Below are 23,283 nucleotides of genomic sequence, written 5' to 3'. Positions count from 1 at the left end.
AAGGCGGGGCGAATGCCCTGCCTTTTTTACAATCCAATGACGGGTTGCTTTGCATCAAGTATTTCTTCTTCGGCTATGTATTCATTGAATTTTTTCGATGGCAGTGCCGAGCGGACGGCAAGAACAAAAATGATCGACGAAAACAGGATGCAAAGCAGAAGGTCCCACCCAAACGGGATCTGTTTCAACGATCCGGCTCCGAATTGCCCAAGGAATGAGATCAGCCCAAGGCCTGAGAAATAAGGCACAAGCCACAGGGCCTCGGTAACGTCCATTTCATCCAAACGTCCCCGGAACCGGATCAGCAACAGAATTTTCCCGACAATCAGCGCAATGCCAAGCCGCCAGACAGTGTCCCATCCGCTCCAATAGACGATCAGCGTGGCGATGGCGAAAGCGGACAGCGCGACAAGACGCACGGCCGGTATTCGGATCGATCTGGGATGATCTGGCATAAGGTTTCTCAGGCAAACCACGGCGATGGGCCCGACGGCAAATGACAAGACGATGGCCGCACCGTTCAAGGCAATGACGGTGGTAAAGGGTACTGTCAGCAGGAAAACCGTTCCGATCACACAGTTCAGCCCCAGCGCCCACAGTGGAACCCCGAAAGACGATAAAACCTGCAACCGTCTGGGCAGGAACCCGTTTTTTGAAAGGGCGAGGGCGATACGGGCGTTCGACCCGGTTGCGACCAGCCCGTTTCCAAAAGGGCCTATCACGGATCCGACATTCAGCAGGCTCAGAAACCAGACCAGCCCAATGGACATGATGATGGCGTCCAGTGGTCCTTCACCCCCAAAGCTCAACTGTGCCCATCCTTTGGACAGCATGGATGGGTCCAGCGCACCGATGAAGGCCACTTGCAAGCCAAGGTAGATGACGGCGCACAGAACTATCGACAACACCAATGCGGCCGGAATTGCAAATTTTGGATTTCGAACTTCGCCAGCCATATCAACTACATGGCGAAAGCCGATGAATGAAAAAATAACGCCCCCGGTGGAAACGGCGGCCATGATACCCTGCGCGCCGTAGGGCGCAAAACCATCGGGCTGTGTGAAGTTCTCGGTGTTGAACCGGCTTGCGACAAGCAGAACGGACAGGACAACTGGTATGGCGATCTTGGCCCAGGTCAGCGCAGCATTGACGCGCGTGAAGAACTTGACCCCAAGCGCATTCACCGCGACGAACAGCAGCATGAAAACCAGCGCGACGAAAATACCCGCCCCGGTTAAATCACCTGTCTCGGCCGTATGCAGCCAAGGCGCATACGGCGCCAGGTACTTCAACATGGCCTCGACTTCGATGGGCGCTGTGGTGTTGTAGCCGATCCAGGCAGTCCATCCCATGGCCATCGAAACGATGTTGCCATGCGAAAACTGAGGCACGCGCGCGATCCCTCCGGGAATGGGCAGCATGGCGGAAATCTCTGCGAAGGTGATGGCCAAAATGAACATGGCAACCGCGCCGATAATCCACGAGATCGTAGCCGCGGGCCCTGCATGCTGAACGGCCAGAAGGGGGCCGAATAACCAGCCCGAACCGATGATTCCTCCGACTGAAATGAAGGTCAGTCCCAGAAGGCCAATGTCGCGCTTCAACCCCGTCATGGTGACCTCAGCGTTTGCGTGTGGCCTGTTGTCAGGCCAAATAGGACACGATAGCCGTGGAACGCGCGACGTGGCAAGCCCGCTGGCTCCAAGCGAAAATCCGGAAAGGGAGTGGTGGGTGATAAGAGATTTGAACTCCTGACATCTTCGATGTGAACGAAGCGCTCTACCACTGAGCTAATCACCCATGACATGCGGTCATATCTTCCGCGGGGGTGCACTGCAAGGGAAATTGAACAATTCGCGCGGGCAAAAAACAGCGGGCAAACAAAAAATTGGATTCTGACAAAAAACTGCAAAACGCCGCTTGACGCTGCCCGACCGTGGCCATAATACACCCAAACGTTCAGCAATGAACATGCAGCGGGCGGTTGTAGCTCAGTTGGTTAGAGTACCGGCCTGTCACGCCGGGGGTCGCGGGTTCGAGCCCCGTCAACCGCGCCATCGCTGCCTACCTTGGTCCAGGACAAAGGCCATGAAATAGATGCGCGGTTGTAGCTCAGTTGGTTAGAGTACCGGCCTGTCACGCCGGGGGTCGCGGGTTCGAGCCCCGTCAACCGCGCCATTTTCCCCTTAAAATCATAAGTTCGCCAGATAGCCAGGCATTGAGCTGTTCGATTCCATGCCCATCGTTTGATTTGGTCGGCGAAAACCTGTACGTTCACTAAATGTTCTAACTTTTCTGTTGGAGACTCGGGCAAGCTCGCCTATCTCTAAACCACTTGTTTGTTGGGGGCCGGAAATGGCTGAGCTGAAGAATATAGAGGTGCGCGGCGCGCGCGAGCATAACCTCAAAGGCATTGATGTCGATATCCCTCGGGATCAGTTGGTGGTGATCACCGGGCTGTCCGGTTCGGGGAAGTCGTCGCTGGCGTTCGACACGATTTATGCCGAAGGTCAGCGCCGTTATGTCGAAAGCCTGTCCGCCTATGCGCGGCAGTTTCTCGACATGATGGAAAAGCCCGATGTTGACCATATCAGTGGACTGTCTCCGGCGATCTCCATTGAACAGAAAACGACCTCGAAGAATCCGCGTTCGACCGTGGGGACCGTCACCGAGATCTATGACTATCTGCGTCTGCTCTTTGCCCGCGCAGGCACGCCGTACAGCCCGGCCACCGGCCAGCCGATCGAGGCGCAACAGGTGCAGGACATGGTCGACCGCATCATGGCGATGGAGGAGGGCACGCGGGGGTATCTGCTGGCTCCGATCGTGCGCGACCGCAAAGGTGAGTACCGGAAGGAATTTCTGGAACTGCGCAAGCAGGGGTTCCAGCGCGTGAAGGTGGATGGTGAGTTCCACGAGCTGGATCAGCCCCCGACATTGGACAAGAAGTTCCGTCACGATATCGACGTTGTGGTTGACCGCCTGGTTGTTCGTGAAGGCATGGAAACGCGTTTGGCCGATAGCCTGCGCACCGCTCTGGATCTGGCGGACGGAATCGCGATTCTGGAAACCGCCCCACGAGAAGGAGAGCCGGAACGAATTACCTTCAGCGAGAATTTTGCCTGCCCGGTCAGTGGTTTCACTATCCCCGAGATTGAACCGCGCCTGTTTTCGTTCAATGCGCCATTCGGAGCCTGCCCGGATTGTGACGGATTGGGGGTCGAGCTGTTCTTTGACGAGCGTCTCGTGGTGCCGGATCAGACGCTGAAATTGTATGACGGGGCCCTGGCGCCGTGGAGGAAAGGCAAGTCGCCGTATTTCCTTCAGACCATCGAGGCCATCGCGCGTCATTATGAGTTTGACAAGAACACGCCCTGGAAAGACCTGCCCAGCAAAGTGCAGCAGGTGTTCCTGCGGGGCTCGGGCGATGAGGAGATCCAGTTCCGCTATGACGAGGGCGGACGCGTGTACCAGGTGACACGCAGCTTCGAAGGCGTGATTCCGAATATGGAACGGCGTTATCGCGAAACGGATAGCGCGTGGATACGCGAGGAATTCGAACGGTACCAAAACAACCGCCCGTGCGGCACCTGCGAAGGGTATCGTCTGCGCGCCGAAGCCTTGGCCGTGAAGATCGCGGGACTGCATGTCGGTCAGGTGGTGCAAATGTCCATCCGCGAAGCGCTTGCCTGGATCGAGGATGCTCCGAACCATCTGAGCGCTCAGAAGAATGAGATCGCCCGGGCCATTCTGAAGGAAATCCGCGAGCGGCTGGGATTCCTGAATAATGTTGGTTTGGAATACCTTACGCTGTCTCGTTCAAGTGGAACCCTGTCAGGCGGCGAAAGTCAGCGCATTCGTCTGGCAAGCCAGATCGGATCGGGCCTGACCGGGGTGCTTTACGTATTGGACGAGCCCTCGATCGGCTTGCACCAGCGTGACAATGACCGGTTGCTTGGTACGCTCAAGAATCTGCGGGATCAGGGCAACACCGTGATTGTTGTCGAACATGACGAGGAAGCCATCCGCGAAGCCGATTATGTGTTCGACATTGGCCCCGGTGCGGGTGTGCATGGCGGGCAGGTGGTCAGCCACGGCACGCCCGAGCAGATCGCTGCGGACGCGGCCTCGATCACGGGGCAGTATCTGTCGGGCGTACGCGAGATTCCAGTGCCCGCCGAGCGGCGCAAGGGGAACAAGAAAAAGGTAACGGTCGTAAAGGCTTCGGGTAACAATCTCAAAGACGTGACGGCCGAGTTTCCCTTGGGCAAGTTCGTTTGTGTCACGGGGGTATCTGGTGGCGGTAAGTCGACCCTGACGATTGAGACGTTGTTCAAGACCGCCTCGATGCGCCTGAATGGCGCGCGTCAAACGCCTGCGCCGTGTGAGACCATCAAGGGTTTGGAGCATCTGGACAAGGTCATTGATATCGACCAGCGCCCGATCGGGCGGACTCCGCGATCGAATCCGGCAACCTATACCGGGGCCTTCACCCCGATCCGCGACTGGTTCGCCGGGCTGCCCGAGGCGAAAGCGCGGGGATACAAGCCGGGCCGTTTCAGCTTCAACGTGAAAGGCGGCCGCTGTGAGGCCTGTCAGGGGGACGGCGTCATCAAGATCGAGATGCACTTCCTTCCCGACGTCTATGTCACCTGCGAAACCTGCAAGGGCGCGCGGTACAATCGCGAGACGCTCGAGATCAAGTTCAAGGGCAAGTCCATTGCGGATGTGCTTGATATGACGGTGGAAGATGCGCAGGAGTTCTTCAAGGCCGTGCCCTCGATCCGAGACAAGATGGATGCGCTGGCCCGCGTTGGTCTTGGCTATATCAAGGTGGGTCAACAGGCGACCACGCTGTCGGGTGGTGAGGCGCAGCGCGTTAAACTGTCCAAGGAACTGTCGAAACGATCAACCGGGCGGACGCTCTATATTCTGGACGAACCGACAACAGGCCTGCATTTCGAAGATGTACGCAAGCTGTTGGAAGTGCTGCATGAATTGGTCGACCAGGGCAATACCGTCGTGGTGATCGAACATAATCTGGATGTGGTCAAAACCGCGGATCATATCATCGACATTGGACCTGAAGGTGGTGATGGCGGTGGCGAAATCGTCGCCACCGGAACACCGGAAGACATAGTCGATGTTGAACGCAGCCACACCGGGCGATACCTGAAGCCGATGCTGAAAGGCGCGCGCGTCGCGGCAGAATAACTGCCCAGACGCGGCCTCAGTTCAGAATATCTGCGATCGCGCCGATCAGGTTCAGGACTTTGCGTGTCTCGGGGTCGACCCGGTACACGTAATCACCTGCACGGACATATGAATAGTTTCGGTTCAACCCATAGCGATAGGGGTCATTGATCCAACGGTAGTCGTTGGTAATGAAGTCTCCATCTCGGTAGATTTTCTTAGCCTGACCAGGCGGCACACAGGGAACGGATTTCTTGGCCAGACCCGGAGGGCAATGCCCGGCCTTGTTCTTTGCCGCCGCGGCAACTGGGGAAAGGGCCAAAGCCGCCAGAGTTGCCGTCGTCACCAAGAATCTCGTCATGTCGCCTTCCTTTGCGATTTGGCCAGCCGGGGCCATTTGTTCATGACTGCCTAGATGGTCACTTGCCCAATATCTGTCAAATCGTTGGGCAAGATGCCGCCAGTTGTCTTATTCACGTCCGCGTTTTTCGAACCGTGGCAACATGGCACTGAAATCGCGTCCCTTGCCGTCTTCGGTCTCGACGAATTGCTCGTAAAGAGCAGTCGCGGCCTGTCCCATCGGTGTATCCGCATCCGCACTGGTTGCGGCCTGTTGGCTGAGGCGCAGGTCCTTCAGCATCAACTCGGCTGCAAATCCAGGAGTATAGTCATTGTCGGCTGGGCTTTGCGGGCCAACGCCCGGGGCAGGGCAATAGGCGTTCATTGTCCAGCTGTATCCGGATGAGGTGCTTACCACATCGAACATCTTTTGGCGGTCCAGACCCAGTTTGTCGGCCAGGGCAAAGGCCTCGCACGTGGCGATCATGGTCACTCCGAGGATCATGTTGTTGCAGATCTTGGCGGCTTGGCCGGCTCCGGCTTCGCCGCAGTGAACCGCTTTCTGCCCCATGATGTCGAACAGAGGAGCCGCCTTTGCAAATGCGTCGTCTGACCCGCCGGCCATGAATGTCAGGGTGCCACCTGCCGCGCCGCCGACACCCCCCGAAACCGGAGCGTCCACGAACAGCAGACCGGCGCCGCTGGCCTGTTCCGCGACTGCGCGTGCACTGTCCACGTCAACTGTCGAGCAATCGATCAGCACGGCACCCTTCGCCATGGCGGGAATGATCTGATCTGCAACGGCCCGCAGGATGGCGCCATTCGGCAGCATGGTTATGACTGCATCGGCAGAGGCGACGGCTTCTGTCGCGGTATCGGCTAGAGTCACCCCGTCAACGACAACACCGGCCGTGTCGAATCCGAGAACCTGATGGCCAGCCTTTGCCAGGTTGGCCGCCATGGGCGCCCCCATGTTTCCCAGCCCTATGAACCCGATCTGCATCTCTCAGTCCTCCTCGAATGTCAGGGTGTCCGCACCCAATGGCTGCAACATTTTCGAGACGGCCACCAGGGGGACGTCCGTATCGGAAAACTGCCAGTTCGGGTTGCGGTCTTTGTCTATGATCTGCGCGCGGATACCTTCCAGAAAATCACCATGCTCCATCGCCCGGTGGGTAAAGCGGTATTCCATCTCCAACGCGCGCCGCATGGTCAGAGAGGGGCCACGCAGACGGTGCAGCATCTCGATCGTGCAGGCCACGGAAAGCGGCGCGTTTTTCATTATTTTTTCCAGAGTTTTGTCTGCAAATTCCTGATCGTCATTGCGCAGGCTGATCAGGATGTCGCCCAGAGTTTCACCGGAAAAATGTTTGTCGATTTCCGTCAGCACCCCTGCCAATTCACCATTGGGTGGTGTTTCGGCATGTTCGGCCACCAGTTTCGCATTTCCAGACGCTTCCAGAATTTCAATCAGATCAGACCATTGCGATTGCGGGATGAAATGGTCGGCAAACCCCGCAAAGATCGCGTCCGCAGGCCCCATCCTGAAGCCCGTAGTCCCAAGGAATTCACCCAGTCGCCCCGGTGCGAGGGCCAGCATCAGTGACCCGCCGACATCCGGAATCAAGCCAATCGAGCATTCGGGCATGGCAATCCTGGAGCTTTCTCCGACGACACGGTGGCTGCCATGGCAGCCGATGCCGACACCCCCGCCCATGGTAAACCCCTGAAGAAAACTGATGACTGGTTTGGGATATTCGAAGATCAGGGCATTCAGACGATATTCGTCCCGCCAGAACTTCTGACCATACGCATAATCTTCTTTGGTGCCCGTTTCATAAAGTTCGGCGATGTCGCCCCCTGCACAAAAGGCTTTTTCCCCCTCGGCGTCCAGAACGATCAGGTCAACGGCATCGTCTTCCCGCCAGTTGCGCATCGCCGTGTCGATGGCCATGCACATGTCATAGCTCAACGCGTTCAGCGCTTGGGGACGGGTGAGGGTGATGCGACCGGCACGGCCTGTGGTGCGGATTTCAATGTCTGACATCGGGGCCTCAGCGATTGGCGAGCATTTGACGCGCGACGATCACGCGCATAATCTCGTTCGTGCCTTCCAAAATCTGATGCACGCGAAGATCGCGCACAAGCTTTTCGATGCCGTAATCCGCAAGATATCCGTACCCGCCATGCAGTTGCAGGCACTGATCCACCACCTTCGACCCGGTTTCGGTTACGAATTTCTTCGCCATCGCACAGAATTTCGTGGCATCGGGCGCGCCGTTGTCCAGTTTCCACGCCGCCTGGCGCAGGAAGGTGCGTGCCGCCTGTAATTCGATCTCCATATCCGCCAGACGGAACTGAAGGGCCTGGAACTGATCGATGGATTGGCCGAACGCCTTGCGCTCGGACATGTATTGCAGGGTCATATCCAGCCCGGCCTGAGCAGCCCCAAGAGAACAGGCCGCGATATTGAGACGTCCGCCATCGAGGCCCATCATCGCGTATTTGAAGCCGTCGCCTTCGGTGCCCACGAGGTTGCCAGCGGGAATTTTGCAGTCGTCGAACTGAACCTGCGCAGTGGGTTGGCTTTTCCAGCCCATTTTCTGTTCCAGCGCCCCAAAGCTGAGCCCCGGCGTGCCGTCCTCGACATAGACGGTCGAGATCCCCTTGGGCCCGTCCTGACCGGTGCGTACCATGCAAACATAGGCATCCGAATAGCCACCGCCCGAGATGAACGCTTTGGTACCGTTCAACGTATATCCTTCGTTGGTGCGTTCGGCGCGGGTTTTCAAGGCCGCCGCGTCAGAGCCGGAACCGGGCTCGGTCAGGCAATAGCTCAGAACCGTATTCAGGCTCAGAACATCCGGCATGATGCGCGCCTTTAGGTCATCATCCGCGAAATTGTCCAACATCTTGGCGCACATGTTGTGGATCGACAGGAAGGCGGCGACTGAGGGGCAGGCCATCGACAGCGCCTCGAAAACCAGCGTGGCATCCAGGCGGGTCAGATGTGACCCTCCGCTTTCCTCGGATACGTAAAGCGCGCCAAAACCAAGCTCGCCTATCTGGGGCCACAAGGTTTTGGGAATGGTTCCGTCCGCCTCCCACTGGCGCGCAAAGGGGGCGATGTTTTCCTGCCCGAACGCGTGCGCCATGTCGAATATGGCTGTTTGCTCCTCGCTGAGTGCGAAATCCATGACGCTCCCTCCCGTCGGCAATGAATTGAACGGTTGTTTATTTCTGAATTCTTACAGAAATTTTGCAGGCGCAACAATGAGTCGGTTGAAACGGGTCGCAAGCCGGAAACGTTCAGAGATCGGCGTGAAACTCCTCGATCAGGTGGCGCACGACGGCTTGGCCGGGATCATCACCGCGCGCTGATGCCTCGGCATGAATACGGCGTTGGCGCGTGGCGGAAGTGCCGTTTTCAGCAATCTGCCTGAGCTGTGCAAGCTCGGTCATCGTGCCAAGTGCTTCGGTGTCTTCTGCCAACAACCCCATGAGGTCGCCGATCAGTTCAGACATGGGTTTGACTGACCGGTCGCCGAAATCGATCAGCCCTTCACCCACTCCGTAGCGCTGTGCGCGCCAGCGGTTTTCACCGATCAGGAAACGATCATATTGCCGCCAGCGCAGGTTGCGATCCTTCAGACGGCACAGCATCCGGGTCAATGCCTGAACCAGTGCCGCCAACGACAAAGTGTGCTCCAGACGGGGTTGAACATCCATGATCCGCGTTTCCAAAGTTGGGAAACGATGTGAGGGGCGCAGATCCCACCAAATCTTGGTGGTGTCTTCGATGACCCCAAGCTCGACCAGAATGCCTGTGTTCCGTTCATACTCGCCCCAGCTGGCGAAAACGGGCGGCAGCCCGGTGCGGGGCAGGTTGTCGAACACCGTCAGCCGGTATGAAGACAGGCCGGTATCCTCGCCGTTCCAATAGGGCGAAGACGTGGACAACGCCAGAAGATGAGGAAGAAAGTATGACAGTTGCGGCATTAGATCGGCACGCAGGGCAGGGTCCTCGACCCCGACATGTACATGCATCCCGCAGATCAGCATCCGCCGGGCAACGCCGCCCAATGCATGTTGCAGCGCGTCATACCGTTCTTTCCGGGTGTGGTGTTGATCCTTCCAGTTGGCGAACGGGTGGCACGAGACGGCGATAGGGGACAGGTTGTATTCGGCGGCCCGTTTCGAAACGCATGACCGCAGCCGCTTCAGGTCTTCGCGCGCCGAAGCGACCGTGGCGTGTGGTCTGGTTCCAACCTCGATTTGACATTGCAGGAACTCGGGGCTGACCTGACCTTCGAAATCGCTTTGGCAGGCCGCCATCAGCGCTTCGGGGGCTTCGGACAATTGCAGGCTGTCACGATCCACCAACAGGTATTCTTCTTCGATCCCGAGTGTAAATTCCTGCTGCATGGGGCCCCTCACAGTTGTCCGTTCCATCAGTGAATACGGAAATTTACGTTTTGCCAAGGGTTTGACAGGCTTGCCCTTGCAGAGAAACGGTTCGCAACGGTAAGGAACATTGCATCACAGATCGCGGAGCCAGCGCCTTGAAACCCAGAAAATTCCCGAAGATCAATGCCGCCCTTGAAGAATTGGGGGTGAAACTGGTCGACAGAGTTACGGAACAGGATGAACGGGCGCGGCTGGAAGCCTTCGAAGCGGCGGGTGGGTTGACGCGCCCCGCTTATGCTTTGTCGCCAGGGATGGAGGGGTTCGACATCTCTCAACTTGTGGCGGAATACGAGCGTCACAAAGCTGCCCTGGAGGCGCTGAAAGATCCCGCACGCAACCAGACCGGTTATCGTACCGGCAATGGTTACTATGACAGCCCGGATGCGGATGCATTGTATCTGATGATCCGCCGTTTTCAGCCCAAACGCGTGATAGAGGTCGGATGCGGCAATTCCACCCGTGTGACCCGTCAGGCAATCATCGATGGCAATCTGGATACCACCATTACCGCGATTGATCCGTACCCTCGCGCCGATATTGCCCATGTGGTCGACCGGTTCGAACAAAAACGTCTTGAAGAAACTGACCCGGCGCTATTCGCAGAGCTGGAGACCGGAGACATTCTGTTCATCGATTCCAGCCATGTTGTGCGGATGAGCAACGATGTCGCACATCTGTTCTGCCGCATTATACCGTCGCTGAATCCCGGGGTGGTGATCCACGTTCACGATGTTTTTTTGCCCTACGAATATCCCAAGCGCTTCTTCTATGATTGCCCAGGCTGGGGAGAGCAGTACGTATTGCACAGCTTGCTGCAATCTGGCGCGTATTCAATGCTTTGGCCGGGGTATTACCTGCAACAGGATCGGCCTGATGCCGTTGTTGCCTTGCCGTTCCTGGCCGAGGGGCGGGCGCAAAGCATCTGGGTGCAGCTCAAAGAAAACTGAAACCAAAGTGATCCATTGCGGCAAAAGGTCCGTAACCCTTTCCATAACACGCTGGAGAGGAGAAGACAGCTATGTTCCGTCGTACATTCATGGGCGCAGCCGCCGCACTTGCTTTTGCTATGCCGCTCAAAGCTCAGGCCGCTGATATCGTCGACACCGCCGTTGCCGCCGGGTCGTTCAATACTCTGGTCGCCGCCGTTCAGGCTGCAGGCTTGGTTGACACCCTGAAAGGGGATGGTCCGTTCACGGTATTTGCACCCACAGACGAAGCCTTTGCTGCGCTTCCTGAAGGCACTGTCGAGACGCTTTTGAAACCAGAAAACAAGGATCAACTGGTCGCGATTCTGACCTATCACGTGGTACCGGCCAAGGTTATGTCTGGAGATATCGCCGGCAAACGCGCCAAGGTTCTGACTGTTCAGGGCGACCGGCTGAGCGTCAACGCCAAAAACGGCGTGAAAGTGAACGACGCCAAGGTCGTACAGGCCGACATTGAAGCCAGCAATGGCGTCATCCACGTCGTCGACGCGGTAATCCTGCCGGAATAAATGCCGTCTTCCGAAGACAAGAAAGCCCCGGCGACCGACCGGGGCTTTTGCGTTTCAGAGAGGGTGGATCAGACCAGTCGAACCTGTGTGCCAACTTTTACCAGCGGATACAGCTCTTCGACATGCTGGTTGTACAGGCCAATGCAACCTGACGAGCTCTGACGACCGATCTTGCGCGTGTCGTGCGTGCCATGGACAAGATAGGCAGGCCAACCCAGATACATGGCGCGGGTTCCCAGTGGGTTGCCGGGATCGCCACCTTCCATCCGAAGTGGCAGCGAAGGGTCACGTTCGCGCATTGATGCCGTAGGTGTCCAGCTTGGGAATTCGGTTTTACGCACAACTTTCGTGTACCCGCGTTTGGTAAGCTCTTCGCTCATGGGCACGGAACTTGGGTACAGTTTGTAGGTGCCGTCAGGCCCCCAGTAATGGACGGCGCGGCTGGTGATGTCGGCCAGCAGGCATCCAACGCCCAATTCATCGAAATGGTCCTGCCAACTCTGTTGCGAGAAGGACGATATATTGCGTCGGACCGGCAATTGCGTACTGATCGCGTCTTCCGTTTCAGGGAAAGCATCCGTGCTTTGTGCCCGAACAAGGGCAGGTGTTGCCACCAAAGAGGCCACGCCCAGCAAGGCAGAGCGACGGGTTATACGAGATTGGGACAAGGTTGCCTCCGATAAGTTCACTGCTCAGTACAATGTTCACGCCAAAATATGGGTGTTGGTTGGATTTTTCCAGAGTGAACCACTTGAATTTCCTGTGACCGATTGGACGAAAGCAGGTTTTTCGGCGGAAAGATGCAAAAAGCCCGGCCGTTGAACGGGCCGGGCTTCAAGCGTCATGAAACTGTAGGATCAGTCCATTGCTTTGAAGTTAAACTCGCCACCTTCCTTGATGCCAGACGGCCAGCGTGCGGTCACGGTTTTGGTGCGGGTGTAGAACTTGAAGCTGTCCGGGCCGTGCTGGTTCAGATCGCCGAACATGGATTTCTTCCAACCGCCGAAGGTGTGATAGGCCAGCGGAACCGGGATCGGAACATTGATGCCGACCATTCCGATGTTTACACGGCTGGCAAAGTCACGTGCGGTATCACCATCGCGGGTAAAGATCGCGGTGCCGTTTCCGTATTCGTGATCCATCGCCAGTTTAAGGGCCTCTTCGTAAGAACCCGCGCGCACGGTGGACAGAACCGGGCCAAAGATTTCCTGTTTGTAGATGTCCATCTCGGGCGTCACGTTGTCGAACAGGTGCGGGCCGACAAAGAAACCGTCCTCATAGCCTTGCAGGCTGAAGTCGCGGTTGTCGACAACCAGTTTCGCACCCTGTTCGACGCCTGAATTGATCAGGCCCAGAATGCGCTGTTTCGCGGCCGCTGTTACTACAGGGCCCATGTCGACATCGTCACCAGCGGTGTAGGGGCCCACTTTTAGCTTTTCGACGCGCGGGATCAGCTTTTCGATCAGCTTGTCTGCGGTTTCTTCCCCAACGGGAACCGCGACAGAGATTGCCATGCAGCGTTCGCCGGCCGCACCGAAACCAGCGCCAACCAGCGCGTCCGCGGCCTGATCCAGATCGGCGTCGGGCATGACGATCATATGGTTCTTGGCACCGCCGAAGCACTGTGCTCGTTTCCCATTCGCGGTTGCGCGGCTGTAGATATACTGTGCGATCGGGGTTGAACCCACAAAGCTGACGCCCTGAATAATCTCGCTGTCGAGGATGGTGTCGACAGCTTCCTTGTCGCCGTTTACGACCTGGAAAACGCCTTTGGGCAGGCCGGCTTCGACGAACAGTTCAGCCAGCATCAGGGGCACGGACGGGTCGCGTTCGGACGGTTTCAGAACAACGGCGTTACCGCAGGCCAGAGCAGGGCCAACATGCCAGAGCGGCATCATGGCCGGAAAGTTGAATGGCATGATCGAACCGACAACGCCCAGAGGCTGGCGCATGGAATACATGTCAATGCCGGGGCCCGCGCTGTCGGTAAACTCACCCTTGAGCATCTGCGGCGCGCCAATGCAGTATTCGATCACTTCTAGACCACGCTGCAAATCACCCTTGGCGTCGGGGATGGTTTTGCCGTGCTCGCGACTCAGCGCTTCGGCCAGTTTGTCCATGTCGCGGTTCATCAGGCCGACCATGGCCATCATGACGCGCGCGCGCTTTTGCGGGTTGGTTGCGCCCCATGCGGGCTGGGCCGCAGCGGCGGCCTCGATCGCGGCGGTGGTTTCCGCTGCACTGGCCATCGGGCACTTGTATTGAACTTCACCCGTTGCCGGGTTGTAGACGTCGTCGAAACGACCGGACGTTCCGGCGACCATTTCGCCGTTCAGGAAATGGGTCAGGTTTTGCATCAATAGCTCCTCCGATAGATTTGCGCGCAGAATAGGCTTGCAGAAATCCCGCGAACAGAGGCAATGTCTCAAAAGAGTTTTGCAAAAATGCAAAAGGGATCAAAATGACCCCAAACTGGGATGATATGCGGATATTCTTGGCTGTCGCGCGCGAGGAAAGCCTGTCATCCGCTGGTCGTATCCTGAAGATCGACCCGGCCACCGTTGGTCGGCGCATTGCGCGCCTGGAGGCGACGCTGGATTCCACATTGTTCACCAAGTCGCAGCAAGGTTATGTTCTGACCCCGGCGGGACAGCGGCTGTTGGAACACGGGTTGCACGCAGAAGAAGCGATGCGCGCGGCGGCCGGGGCGGTAACAGGACCAACGAAAACCCTGAGCGGGCAAATCCGGATTGGCGCGCCGGACGGCAGTGCCAACTATCTGCTGCCGCAGGTGTGTGCCAAAATCAGCGACGCAAACCCTGATCTGGACATTCAGATCCTGGCGCTTCCGCGTGTGATCAACCTGTCCCGTCGCGAGGCGGATATGGCGGTTACGGTCAGTGCGCCGACCGCCGGTCAGCTGCTGGTGAAAAAAATCAGCGACTACAAGCTGCACATGGTCGCGACCGAAGAGTATCTGAAGCGACATGATCCGATCCGGAGCATAGCTGACCTGAAGGGCCACAGGTTGATCGGCTATATCCCTGATATGATCTTTGACCGGGAACTTGACTACCTGAATGACATTGGCGTTGACCGTGTCGCTCTTGCATCGAATTCGGTATCGGTTCAACTGCGGCAGGTCTGCCTGGGAACAGGGGTTTGCGTGGCGCATGATTTCACGTTGCCATTCCACCCGGGGCTTCGGAAAATCCTGACGGATCAAGTGAGTTTGACGCGCAGCTTCTATCTGGTCAGGCATCAGGGTGACCAGCGCAACGAGCGGTTGAACCGCTTTGCGGATGCCCTGACACGCGGTATTCGCGATGAAGTGCTTCGTTTGGAAGCAGGCCCCGACGCTTGACAGGTCGCGGCAATCGCGCAACGCTTTGGAATAAGTGTTATTATTCCGGAGGTATTCTTCATGCTAGTTCAGGCCATCCTGAAGTCCAAAGCGACAGATGGTGTCGTGACCGTGGCGTCAACGGCGACAGTCTCAGAGGCCTCGAAGATTCTTGCGGACAAGCGCATCGGTACGGTCGTTGTTTCCGACGATGGTGGCAATACCGCGGTCGGCATCCTGTCAGAACGTGACATCGTCCGGGAATTGGCGGCCAGCGGCAGTGGTTGTCTGAACCAACCGGTTAAGTCTTATATGACCCAGAACCTCGTCACGGCGACGCGCCAGACCACCGTGGAAGACATCATGTCCCGTATGACAGAGGGGCGCTTTCGCCACATGCCGGTGGTTGAAGACGGAAAACTCGTAGGCATTGTCACTTTGGGTGATGTGGTGAAGGCTCAGCTTTCCGAACTTGCGATGGAAAAAGATGCCCTTGAAGGCATGATAATGGGGCACTGACGACAAGGGTTGCCCAAGCAATCACTTGCACCTGCAGCAAAGTTATGTTTGCTTGCGCAGAAATTTTGTTGCGCAGGAGGGCGCGATGCGGGTTGGATTGTATCCTGGAACCTTTGATCCCATCACCATGGGGCACATCGATATCATCCGTCGGGCGGCAGCTTTGGTGGACAAACTGGTTATCGGTGTGGCCATCAACCGGGACAAGGGCCCTCTGTTCTCGCTGGAAGAGCGTGTGGCCATGATCGAAGCGGAATGCGCCCGGCTGTCCGAGCAGACCGGAACCGAAATCATCGCGCACCCCTTCGAAAACCTGCTGATTGATTGTGCGCGGGATGTAGGCGCACAAATCATCGTGCGCGGCCTGCGTGCGGTTGCCGATTTCGAATACGAGTTTCAGATGGTCGGCATGAACCGGGCTCTGGACGATTCGATCGAGACCGTGTTCCTGATGGCCGAAGCGCGCCATCAGGCGATCGCGTCCAAGCTGGTGAAGGAAATCGCCCGGTTGAACGGGGACGTGTCGAAATTCGTCACGCCCCGTGTCAATGATGCGCTGAAAAAAAGGTTAGGCTAGGGCACCCATTGCGGCCGCCGTATCAAGCATCCGGTTCGAAAAGCCCCATTCATTGTCATACCACGCCAGCACACGAACCAGCGTGCCATCAGTAACCTTGGTTTCAGCCAGTGACACGGTCGAGCTGTGCGGGTCGTGATTGAAGTCGATGGAAACCAGAGGACGGCTTTCCGCGGCAAGAACGCCGGGGATTTTGGCAGCCGCATCGACGAACAGTTGGTTGACCTCTTCTTCGGTCGTGGGGCGTGAAACCTCGGCCACAAGATCGACGACCGAGACATTCGGGCTTGGAACGCGGATGGCCTGACCGGTCAGTTTTCCTTTGAGTTGCGGCAGCACCAGGCCCACGGCAGCGGCCGCACCGGTTGTCGTAGGGATCATCGACAGCGCTGCCGCTCGGGACAGGTAGGGATCTTTTCCCACTGTATCATGCACAGGCTGGCTGGCAGTATAAGCGTGAACAGTGGTCATGTTGCCGTGCTTGATACCAAGGCCGGCATCCAGAGCGGCAGCAACAGGAGACAGGCAGTTGGTGGTGCAGGATGCGTTTGACACCACCAGATCATCGGCGGTCAGTTCGCCATCGTTGACGCCAAAGACGATGGTTTTCACACCGCCGTCACCTCGGGCCGGGGCAGAGATCAGAACTTTCCGGGATCCGTTCTTGAAGTGACGTTCCGCCGCCTCGCGCGTACGAAACACACCCGTACATTCCAGAACGACGTCAATATCCGACCAGGGCAGATCCTCGGGGTTGCGCTCGCTACTCAGCCGAATTGGACCACGACCCACGTCCAGACTTGCATCGCTGAGCGTAACCGGGTTGGGATAGCGGCCGTGAACGCTGTCAAATTCAAACAGGTGCGCGTTCATTTCGGGTTTTCCAAGATCGTTGATCGCGACGATCTCAACGTCTGTACGTCCGCTTTCCATCACCGCACGCAGAACCCCGCGCCCGATCCGTCCAAATCCGTTGATCGCCAGTTTCAAGGTCATGGTCTGCTCCGTCCAAATGTCTCAGTAAGATGAGTTAGCGCTAACAATGACAGATCAAGCGAAATGTCAAGGAAAACCTCTGTCAGCGCCAGAAAGCGAGCCAGTCCAGAAAGTCGTAAAGCTTCTTTCCGAGGAAAAGCAGATGTTCGGTGCCGTACAGCGCTACATCCAACATGATAACGCCGAGAAGAAGAAGGCCGAGCCAGATAGCGATTTGGTTGGTCATGGCTGTCCCGAACGTAAAATGCCCGCTCAGATAACCTGAGCGGGCATCAAGGTACAAGCGAAGTCCGAAGGGTCAGTTAAGGCGGCCCATCGCAACAGCTACGTCGGCCATACGAACCGAGAAGCCCCATTCATTGTCATACCAGGCCAGAACGCGGACCATGCGGTCATCGACGACGCGGGTCTGATCCGGTGCAAAGATCGAGCTTTCCTCGGTGTGGTTGAAGTCGGTCGACACCAGCGGAGCGGGCTCATATCCCAGAACGCGCTGCATCGGGCCTTTGGCGGCCTCTTCGACGATCGCGTTGATTTCCGCCGTGCTTGTGTCGCGTGAGGCACGGAACGTCAGGTCCACCGCCGAAACATTCGGGGTTGGGACGCGAATGGCGGAACCGTCCAGACGGCCTTTTAGGTTTGGCAGAACTTCACCCAGCGCCTTGGCGGCGCCGGTCGAGGTCGGGATCATCGACATTGCAGCAGCGCGGGCGCGGTAGAGGTCGCTGTGGCGACGGTCCAGTGTCGGCTGGTCGCCTGTGTAGGCGTGGATGGTCGTCATGATACCGTGTTCGATACCGACGCCCTCATCCAGCACCTTTGCCAGCGGGGCGAGGCAGTTGGTCGTGCACGAACCGTTCGATACCATGTTGTCATTGGCGGCCAGCGTGTTGTGATTGACGCCGAAAACGATGGTCTTGTCCACGTTCTTGCCCGGAGCCGACAGCAGTACCTTGCCGGCGCCACGTTCCAGATGCGTTTTGGCCTTCAGGCCATCGTTGAACTTACCGGTGCATTCAAGGACGACGTCACAGCCTTCCCAGTCCAACTCGGTCATGTCGTAGGTCGAGAACATCTGCATCGGGCCGCGACCCAGATCCATGGTATTGCCGTCAATGGTGACGTCGCGCGGAAAACGCCCGTGAACACTGTCATATTTCAACAGATGCGCCGAGGTTTCCAACGGGCCAGTTGCGTTGACTTTGATCACTTCGATGTCGTTGCGCCCGGACGCGGCGATGTGCGACAGGGTGCAGCGGCCAATACGGCCAAAACCATTGATACCGACCTTGATGGTCATATGACGTCTCCAGATGCGCTTGCTTTGAGGGCCATATAACGGCGAAAAGGGAATCTCAAAAGGGCAAAAGCGGCATATTTTTAAGGTGTTAGCGCAAACCTGCGCCGGTTGCGCTAACGCTTGCGCTAGCCGTTGGATCAGGTAGGGTCCGGTTGGCGACAGCAGATTGAAGGGAAACGCGATGAGTGGTCTTTTGGCCCTGTTGGATGATGTGGCGGGCATTGCCAAGGTTGCGGCGGCATCAGTGGACGATGTGGTTGCGGCGGCAGGCAAAGCGGGGGCCAAAACCGCCGGTGTGATCATCGATGACGCAGCGGTGACGCCGAAATATGTGCAGGGTTTCGCCCCGGCGCGCGAGTTGCCGATCATCTGGCGCATTGCGCGCGGGTCGATCTTCAACAAGATCATACTCTTGCTGCCCGTCGCCTTGTTGCTGGCCAATTTTGCGCCGTGGCTGATCACGCCCTTGTTGATGCTTGGCGGGTCATATTTATGTTTTGAAGGGGCCGAGAAGATTTTTCATGTTCTGTTTCCTCATGGCAGCCATGTGATTGAGGACGACATGAAAAACCGCGATCCGGGCCACCTGGAGGAGCAAAAGGTCAAGGGCGCCATCAAGACTGATTTCATTCTGTCTGCCGAGATCATGACCATTGCACTGGCGGCGATCGAAGCCCCGAACCTGTGGATGCAGGCCGCGACGCTGGCTGTTGTCGGGATCGGCGTGACGGTGGCCGTCTATGGATCCGTCGCGTTGATCGTGAAAATGGATGATGTGGGGCTTTTTCTGGCGCAGAACGCGCCAACACCTATCGGTCGCGGTCTGGGCCGAGGGTTGGTCAAGGCAATGCCCGGGGTGATGAAAACACTGTCCATTGTCGGAACTGCCGCGATGCTGTGGGTGGGGGGCTCGATCGTCATCCACGGGATGGAGGTTCTGGGTTTTGGCTGGCTGGGCCATCATATCCATGATTGGGCCTATGCCATTGGACATTCCGTGTCTGATCAATGGGTTGGTGCGGTTGAGTGGGTATCCAAGGCCACGATGGATGGCGTATTTGGTTTGGCTTGGGGATTGGTTTTGATCCCGGTGGCAACCAAGATAATCATGCCCCTGTTCAGCAAATCCGAAACGCATTGAAACCAAAATGAAAAGAGCGGCCAAAGCCGCCCTTTGCTCGATCAGAAGGGACTGTCTTACAGTCCCAACAATTCCTTGACCTTGGCCACAGTTGCTTCGGCCGTAATGCCGAAATGCTTGTACAGCTCACCGGCAGGGGCCGAGGCACCGAAGCTGGACATGCCGATGAAGCCTGCCTTGGCTTCGCGGCCACGCTCGCCCAGCAGCCAGCGATCCCAGCCACCGGCGCGCACGGCGGCCTCGATGCCGACGCGGACCGGACCGGCAGGCAGTACCCGCTTGCGATAGGCTTCGTCCTGCTCGGCGAACAGCTCCATGCAGGGCATCGAGACGACGCGGGTGCCGATGCCTTCGGCTTCGAGCATCGCTTTGGCTTCCATGGCCAGCGAAACCTCGGAACCTGTTGCAATCAGGATCGCCTGACGCTTGCCCTCGGCCTCGGCCAGAACATAGGCGCCTTGTGCGGTCAGGTTCTTGGTCTTGTGATCCTTGCGCACGGTCGGCACGCCCTGGCGGGTCAGCGACAGGACCGAGGGGCTGTCCTTGAAGGTCAGCGCCAGTTCCCAGGCTTCGGCGGTCTCGATCGTATCGGCGGGACGGAACACATAAGTGTTCGGCGTCGCGCGCGAGATGGCCAGATGTTCCACCGGCTGGTGGGTCGGGCCATCCTCGCCCAGACCGATCGAGTCATGGGTCATTACGAAAACCGACGGGATCTTCATCAGTGCCGCCAGCCGCATGGATGGGCGGGCATAATCGGTGAAGGCCATAAACGTACCGCCATAGGGGCGGATACCGCCGTGCAGCGCCATGCCGTTCATCGCAGCGGCCATGCCGTGCTCGCGAATGCCGTAATGGATATAGCGGCCCTTGCGGTTTTCCGGCAGGAACACGCCCATATCAGCCGATTTTGTGTTGTTCGATCCGGTCAGGTCAGCCGAGCCGCCAACAGTCTCGGTCATGATCGGGTTCACGACGTTCAGAACTTTTTCGGACGAGGCGCGGGTGGCCAGTTTCGGCTGCTCTTCAGACATCTGCTTTTTGAACGCACGAATGGCGCCAGCCAGCCGCTTGGGGGCCTCAAATGCATAGGCGCGTTTGAATTCGGCCTGTTTCCTCTCGGAAAGCTGGGCAAAACGTTCTTCCCAAGCCCCACGTTCGTCTGCGCCGCGTGCACCAATGGCTTCCCATGCGGATTTGACGTTGGCTGGAACTTCGAATGTGTCGTGGGGCCAACCATAGGCCTCTTTCGCGGCTTTCAGCTGATCCTGATCCGTCAGTGCCCCATGACCTTTCGAGGTGTCCTGCGCAGCATGACCCAGAGCGATATGGGTTTCACAGGCGATCATGGTTGGTTTTTTGGACTTTTTCGCCTGAACAATGGCCGCATCGATGGCCTTGGGGTCATGGCCGTCGATTTCAATCACGTGCCAGCCAGAAGCCGCAAACCGGCGGACCTGATCGGTGCGATCAGCGATATCGACAGTGCCGTCGATGGTGATGTTGTTGTTGTCCCAGAAGACGATCAGTTTGCTCAGCTCATGGCGGCCGGCCAAAGTGATCGCTTCCTGACTGACGCCTTCCATCAGACAGCCGTCGCCCGCGATCACGTAAGTATAGTGATCCACGACCTTCTTGCCGTAATGCGCGCGCTGGATTTCCTCGGCCATGGCGAAACCCACGGCATTCGAGATACCCTGACCAAGCGGGCCGGTCGTGGTTTCAACACCATCGATCAGAAAGTTTTCAGGGTGGCCCGCGGTCTTGGCGCCCAACTGGCGGAAATTCTTGATCTCTTCCAGCGTCACGTCGGCATGACCGGTGAGATAGAGAAGTGAATAGACCAGCATCGAACCGTGACCAGCCGACAGGATGAACCGATCGCGGTCCGGCCAGTTCGGGGCCGAGGCGTCGAATTTCAGGTGCTTTTCGAACAGAACGGTCGCAACATCGGCCATGCCCATCGGCATGCCGGAATGGCCGGAATTTGCGGCGGCGACGGCGTCAAGGGTCAGGGTGCGGATGGCCGCAGCTTTGTCCCAGTGTTCGGGGTTGGCTTTGCGCAGCGCAGTCAGGTCCACGGGCGTTGTTCCTTTGGATAAAAAGCAGATTGCGCGCTCAATACCATTCAGCACCCAAAGTGCAAGCGGAACCGGGCTTTGGCAACGCCCGATAGGTGAAGAGCGAGGCCCAAGTGATTGAAACCAAACAGTGGGTATTTTCTGTCGCATTCCGTTAGACTGTCGGCAAGCGGGATTCGGTTTTGATTCGGATCACTTCGCGACAGAATGAACCTTGATAAAGAGGTGACAGGGGCATGAGCCAGTTAGAGGAACTACAGCACCGCATTATTGCTGCGATGGATCGTATCAGTGCGGGCGTCGAAGGGTTGGGCGGTGCGTCCCGGAATGCTGAAGTAAGTGAGAGGCTTCAGGCCGAACTTGAAGACGAAAGAGTTGCCAATGCGCAGCTTCAGGAACGACTGAAGACCCTGAAAGAGCAGCACGAAAAACAAGTGGACGCGCTGCGTGCCGATCTGGAGGAGCTGCGCACGGAACCAGCGGGTGCCGCCGACGCGGATGCGCTGCGCGCAGAGCTGGAAGAAGCCCGGGCGAAAATCGCGTCTGTCGAAGCGGCCCGCGCCGAGCTGGCCGAGGCCAAGGCGGCCTTGGACAACAATGCCGAACTGGACGCGTTGAAGGCCGAGAACGAAAGACTGCGCGCCGAACTTGACGGCATCGAAGATCCTTCGGCGGTGAAAGCCGAGCTTGAGCAATTGCGTGAATTGCTTGCTCAGGCAAAAGAAGTCGAGGCGGAAAACAGCCGCCTCAAGGCACAACTTGAAGATACGGTACGGGTCGATGATCTGAGCGCCGAGCTTGAGATGCTGCGGGCCGAACGGGCCAGCCATGGCGCTGCGATGTCCCGGCTGGATGACGATCTGCAACGTATGCGCAAGGCGAACGAGCAGTTGCGGAATTCCGTAGAAGAGTTGCGTTCCGCGGCCGCAGAAGGGCTGACGGATGCTGAATTGCTGAACCGCGCCACCGTTGCCGAGCTTGAGGCGACGCGTGCGGCGCAGGCTTCGGACGCCGCCGAAGCGCAGGCCGTGTTGGCACGGTTGGAACCTCTGCTGTCGCAGGCAAAACTTGTAGAAGGTGAGGTAGAGTAATGCCCGAGGTAACCATTCATATTGGCGGGCGGGGTTTTGACGTGTCCTGCCGGGACGGGGAAGAACCCTTTCTGCAGGCGGCCGCCAAAATGCTGGATGACGAAGCGCAGGTTCTGTCCGATCAGATTGGGCGGATGCCCGAAGCGCGTATGTTGCTGATGGCCGGTCTGCTGCTGGCCGACAAGACGGCGGCAACGGAAGACAAGGTCAAGTCGCTGGAGGCCAGGCTGGCCGAGGCCGAGGCCGAGCTTCAATCGCTGAGAAATGCGCCCGTGCCGGAACCTGAACGTATTGAAGTCGCGGTGGTGCCGCCATCCGTCACGGATACGCTGGCCGAACTGGCAGCACGTGCGGAAGCGCTGGCTTCCGTCGTCGAGGAGAAGAAGGCACAATGACCTATCTGCGCAATTTCTTCTGCGGTGCTTTGCTTGTTTTCCCAGCAACATCTGCACTCGCCGAAATCGACATTCTGTCTGTCACCTTTACCTGCGAGAACGGCGTGCCGTTGCCGGTGACCTATTTCAACGCACCCGACGGTTCAGGCGCGGCGGCGACGATGGTGGACAACACTCTGGTCGCGATGCGCCAGGTCGAAAGCGGATCGGGCATCCGCTATGAATCTCTCGGAGCCGAAGGAACCTATATCCTGCGCTCAAAAGGCTGGAACGCGTCAATCAGCTATTTGGCGGCAGGCGCCGCCAATGAGCAGGCTATTTATCAGAATTGTTCCAGCCGGTAAGC

General features: G+C 57.7%; 22 protein-coding genes and 3 tRNA genes. 12 read left to right on the top strand and 13 right to left on the bottom strand.

From position 1 onward, the window contains the following. Nucleotides 1-26: 26 nt before the first annotated feature. Together I9184_RS05865 and I9184_RS05860 are read right to left on the bottom strand one after the other, a co-directional pair. Entirely contained in the window at nucleotides 27-1,613 is a 1,587-nt protein-coding gene (locus I9184_RS05865; RefSeq protein WP_209833245.1) for an APC family permease, read from the bottom strand. Nucleotides 1,614-1,725: 112 nt separating this feature from the next. Then, nucleotides 1,726-1,800: transfer RNA gene (locus I9184_RS05860), tRNA-Val, on the bottom strand. 180 nt (nucleotides 1,801-1,980) lie between these two features. On the opposite strand from I9184_RS05860, the gene I9184_RS05855 reads away from it, so the two are divergent. The 3 genes from I9184_RS05855 to uvrA all read left to right on the top strand — a co-directional run bounded on the left by I9184_RS05855 (nucleotide 1,981) and on the right by uvrA (nucleotide 5,214). Next, nucleotides 1,981-2,057, top strand: a tRNA-Asp gene (locus I9184_RS05855). 44 nt (nucleotides 2,058-2,101) lie between these two features. Next, nucleotides 2,102-2,178, top strand: a tRNA-Asp gene (locus tag I9184_RS05850). A 177-nt stretch (nucleotides 2,179-2,355) separates the two neighbouring features. Next, complete coding sequence (uvrA, locus tag I9184_RS05845; protein WP_171632757.1) at nucleotides 2,356-5,214, top strand: excinuclease ABC subunit UvrA; 2,859 nt, start codon at nucleotides 2,356-2,358, stop codon at nucleotides 5,212-5,214. A gap of 16 nt (nucleotides 5,215-5,230) precedes the next feature. Here the strand turns inward: uvrA and I9184_RS05840 are convergent, their stop codons facing one another. The 5 genes from I9184_RS05840 to I9184_RS05820 all read right to left on the bottom strand — a co-directional run bounded on the left by I9184_RS05840 (nucleotide 5,231) and on the right by I9184_RS05820 (nucleotide 9,957). Next, entirely contained in the window at nucleotides 5,231-5,554 is a 324-nt protein-coding gene (locus tag I9184_RS05840; RefSeq protein ID WP_171632755.1) for a hypothetical protein, read from the bottom strand. A gap of 108 nt (nucleotides 5,555-5,662) precedes the next feature. Continuing rightward, nucleotides 5,663-6,535: a 3-hydroxyisobutyrate dehydrogenase gene (mmsB, locus tag I9184_RS05835; RefSeq protein WP_171632751.1), complete on the bottom strand. Its 873-nt coding sequence runs from the start codon at nucleotides 6,533-6,535 to the stop codon at nucleotides 5,663-5,665. Nucleotides 6,536-6,538: 3 nt separating this feature from the next. Further along, nucleotides 6,539-7,579 (bottom strand): enoyl-CoA hydratase/isomerase family protein, encoded by a 1,041-nt coding sequence (locus tag I9184_RS05830; RefSeq protein ID WP_209833244.1) that lies wholly within the window; start codon nucleotides 7,577-7,579, stop codon nucleotides 6,539-6,541. Between the two features lie 7 nt (nucleotides 7,580-7,586). After that, nucleotides 7,587-8,729 carry an acyl-CoA dehydrogenase family protein gene (locus tag I9184_RS05825; RefSeq protein ID WP_209833241.1) on the bottom strand — a complete coding sequence of 381 codons (1,143 nt, stop codon included), beginning with the start codon at nucleotides 8,727-8,729 and terminating at the stop codon, nucleotides 7,587-7,589. 112 nt (nucleotides 8,730-8,841) lie between these two features. Then, nucleotides 8,842-9,957: a carboxylate-amine ligase gene (locus I9184_RS05820; protein WP_171632742.1), complete on the bottom strand. Its 1,116-nt coding sequence runs from the start codon at nucleotides 9,955-9,957 to the stop codon at nucleotides 8,842-8,844. Between the two features lie 137 nt (nucleotides 9,958-10,094). On the opposite strand from I9184_RS05820, the gene I9184_RS05815 reads away from it, so the two are divergent. Together I9184_RS05815 and I9184_RS05810 are read left to right on the top strand one after the other, a co-directional pair. After that, the gene (locus tag I9184_RS05815; RefSeq protein ID WP_171723344.1) at nucleotides 10,095-10,946 is read left to right on the top strand and encodes a class I SAM-dependent methyltransferase; all 852 of its coding nucleotides are present in this window, start codon (nucleotides 10,095-10,097) and stop codon (nucleotides 10,944-10,946) included. Nucleotides 10,947-11,017: 71 nt separating this feature from the next. Beyond that, nucleotides 11,018-11,494, top strand: coding sequence for a fasciclin domain-containing protein (locus I9184_RS05810; RefSeq protein ID WP_152457864.1), 477 nt, complete (start codon nucleotides 11,018-11,020; stop codon nucleotides 11,492-11,494). A gap of 68 nt (nucleotides 11,495-11,562) precedes the next feature. On the opposite strand, the gene I9184_RS05805 is transcribed toward I9184_RS05810, so the two are convergent. Together I9184_RS05805 and I9184_RS05800 are read right to left on the bottom strand one after the other, a co-directional pair. Then, entirely contained in the window at nucleotides 11,563-12,162 is a 600-nt protein-coding gene (locus I9184_RS05805; RefSeq protein ID WP_171632735.1) for a L,D-transpeptidase, read from the bottom strand. Between the two features lie 189 nt (nucleotides 12,163-12,351). Further along, complete coding sequence (locus I9184_RS05800) at nucleotides 12,352-13,851, bottom strand: CoA-acylating methylmalonate-semialdehyde dehydrogenase (RefSeq protein ID WP_171632733.1); 1,500 nt, start codon at nucleotides 13,849-13,851, stop codon at nucleotides 12,352-12,354. Nucleotides 13,852-13,955: 104 nt separating this feature from the next. Here I9184_RS05800 and I9184_RS05795 point away from each other — a divergent pair, with 104 nt between their 5' ends. The 3 genes from I9184_RS05795 (at nucleotide 13,956) to coaD (ending at nucleotide 15,933) form a co-directional block, all read left to right on the top strand. After that, nucleotides 13,956-14,858: a LysR family transcriptional regulator gene (locus I9184_RS05795; RefSeq protein WP_152457867.1), complete on the top strand. Its 903-nt coding sequence runs from the start codon at nucleotides 13,956-13,958 to the stop codon at nucleotides 14,856-14,858. Nucleotides 14,859-14,918: 60 nt separating this feature from the next. After that, entirely contained in the window at nucleotides 14,919-15,356 is a 438-nt protein-coding gene (locus I9184_RS05790; protein WP_171632726.1) for a CBS domain-containing protein, read from the top strand. An 85-nt stretch (nucleotides 15,357-15,441) separates the two neighbouring features. Continuing rightward, the gene (gene coaD, locus I9184_RS05785) at nucleotides 15,442-15,933 is read left to right on the top strand and encodes a pantetheine-phosphate adenylyltransferase (protein WP_152457869.1); all 492 of its coding nucleotides are present in this window, start codon (nucleotides 15,442-15,444) and stop codon (nucleotides 15,931-15,933) included. Here coaD and gap (I9184_RS05780) read toward each other — a convergent pair. The 3 genes from gap (I9184_RS05780) to gap (I9184_RS05770) form a co-directional block, all read right to left on the bottom strand. Then, nucleotides 15,925-16,929: a type I glyceraldehyde-3-phosphate dehydrogenase gene (gene gap / locus I9184_RS05780; protein WP_209833239.1), complete on the bottom strand. Its 1,005-nt coding sequence runs from the start codon at nucleotides 16,927-16,929 to the stop codon at nucleotides 15,925-15,927. The genes coaD and gap (I9184_RS05780) overlap by 9 nt on opposite strands. Before the next feature lie 82 nt (nucleotides 16,930-17,011). After that, the gene (locus tag I9184_RS05775; protein ID WP_171632722.1) at nucleotides 17,012-17,155 is read right to left on the bottom strand and encodes a hypothetical protein; all 144 of its coding nucleotides are present in this window, start codon (nucleotides 17,153-17,155) and stop codon (nucleotides 17,012-17,014) included. 72 nt (nucleotides 17,156-17,227) lie between these two features. Next, nucleotides 17,228-18,229 (bottom strand): type I glyceraldehyde-3-phosphate dehydrogenase, encoded by a 1,002-nt coding sequence (gene gap, locus I9184_RS05770; RefSeq protein ID WP_152457871.1) that lies wholly within the window; start codon nucleotides 18,227-18,229, stop codon nucleotides 17,228-17,230. 181 nt (nucleotides 18,230-18,410) lie between these two features. On the opposite strand from gap (I9184_RS05770), the gene I9184_RS05765 reads away from it, so the two are divergent. Then, complete coding sequence (locus tag I9184_RS05765) at nucleotides 18,411-19,370, top strand: DUF808 domain-containing protein (protein ID WP_209833237.1); 960 nt, start codon at nucleotides 18,411-18,413, stop codon at nucleotides 19,368-19,370. Nucleotides 19,371-19,426: 56 nt separating this feature from the next. Here I9184_RS05765 and tkt read toward each other — a convergent pair whose 3' ends face one another. Continuing rightward, nucleotides 19,427-21,451, bottom strand: a complete 2,025-nt coding sequence (tkt, locus tag I9184_RS05760) for a transketolase (protein ID WP_171723343.1) — start codon at nucleotides 21,449-21,451, stop codon at nucleotides 19,427-19,429. A 236-nt stretch (nucleotides 21,452-21,687) separates the two neighbouring features. Here tkt and I9184_RS05755 point away from each other — a divergent pair, with 236 nt between their 5' ends. Genes I9184_RS05755 through I9184_RS05745 form a run of 3 tightly spaced genes read left to right on the top strand, consistent with a single transcriptional unit; the run spans nucleotide 21,688 to nucleotide 23,281 of the window. Further along, nucleotides 21,688-22,542 carry a hypothetical protein gene (locus I9184_RS05755; RefSeq protein ID WP_171723342.1) on the top strand — a complete coding sequence of 285 codons (855 nt, stop codon included), beginning with the start codon at nucleotides 21,688-21,690 and terminating at the stop codon, nucleotides 22,540-22,542. Then, nucleotides 22,542-22,937, top strand: a complete 396-nt coding sequence (locus I9184_RS05750) for a cell division protein ZapA (protein WP_171632712.1) — start codon at nucleotides 22,542-22,544, stop codon at nucleotides 22,935-22,937. The genes I9184_RS05755 and I9184_RS05750 overlap by 1 nt, the downstream gene beginning before the upstream one ends. Next, nucleotides 22,934-23,281: an MliC family protein gene (locus I9184_RS05745; RefSeq protein WP_171723341.1), complete on the top strand. Its 348-nt coding sequence runs from the start codon at nucleotides 22,934-22,936 to the stop codon at nucleotides 23,279-23,281. The genes I9184_RS05750 and I9184_RS05745 overlap by 4 nt, the downstream gene beginning before the upstream one ends. Nucleotides 23,282-23,283: the final 2 nt, after the last annotated feature.

It is taken from the genome of Ruegeria sp. HKCCE3926 (assembly GCF_017872515.1).
In the GTDB taxonomy this organism is placed as follows: domain Bacteria; phylum Pseudomonadota; class Alphaproteobacteria; order Rhodobacterales; family Rhodobacteraceae; genus Ruegeria.
Note: the sequence above shows the minus strand (reverse complement) of the source record. Positions and strands in the feature narration are given on the sequence as shown.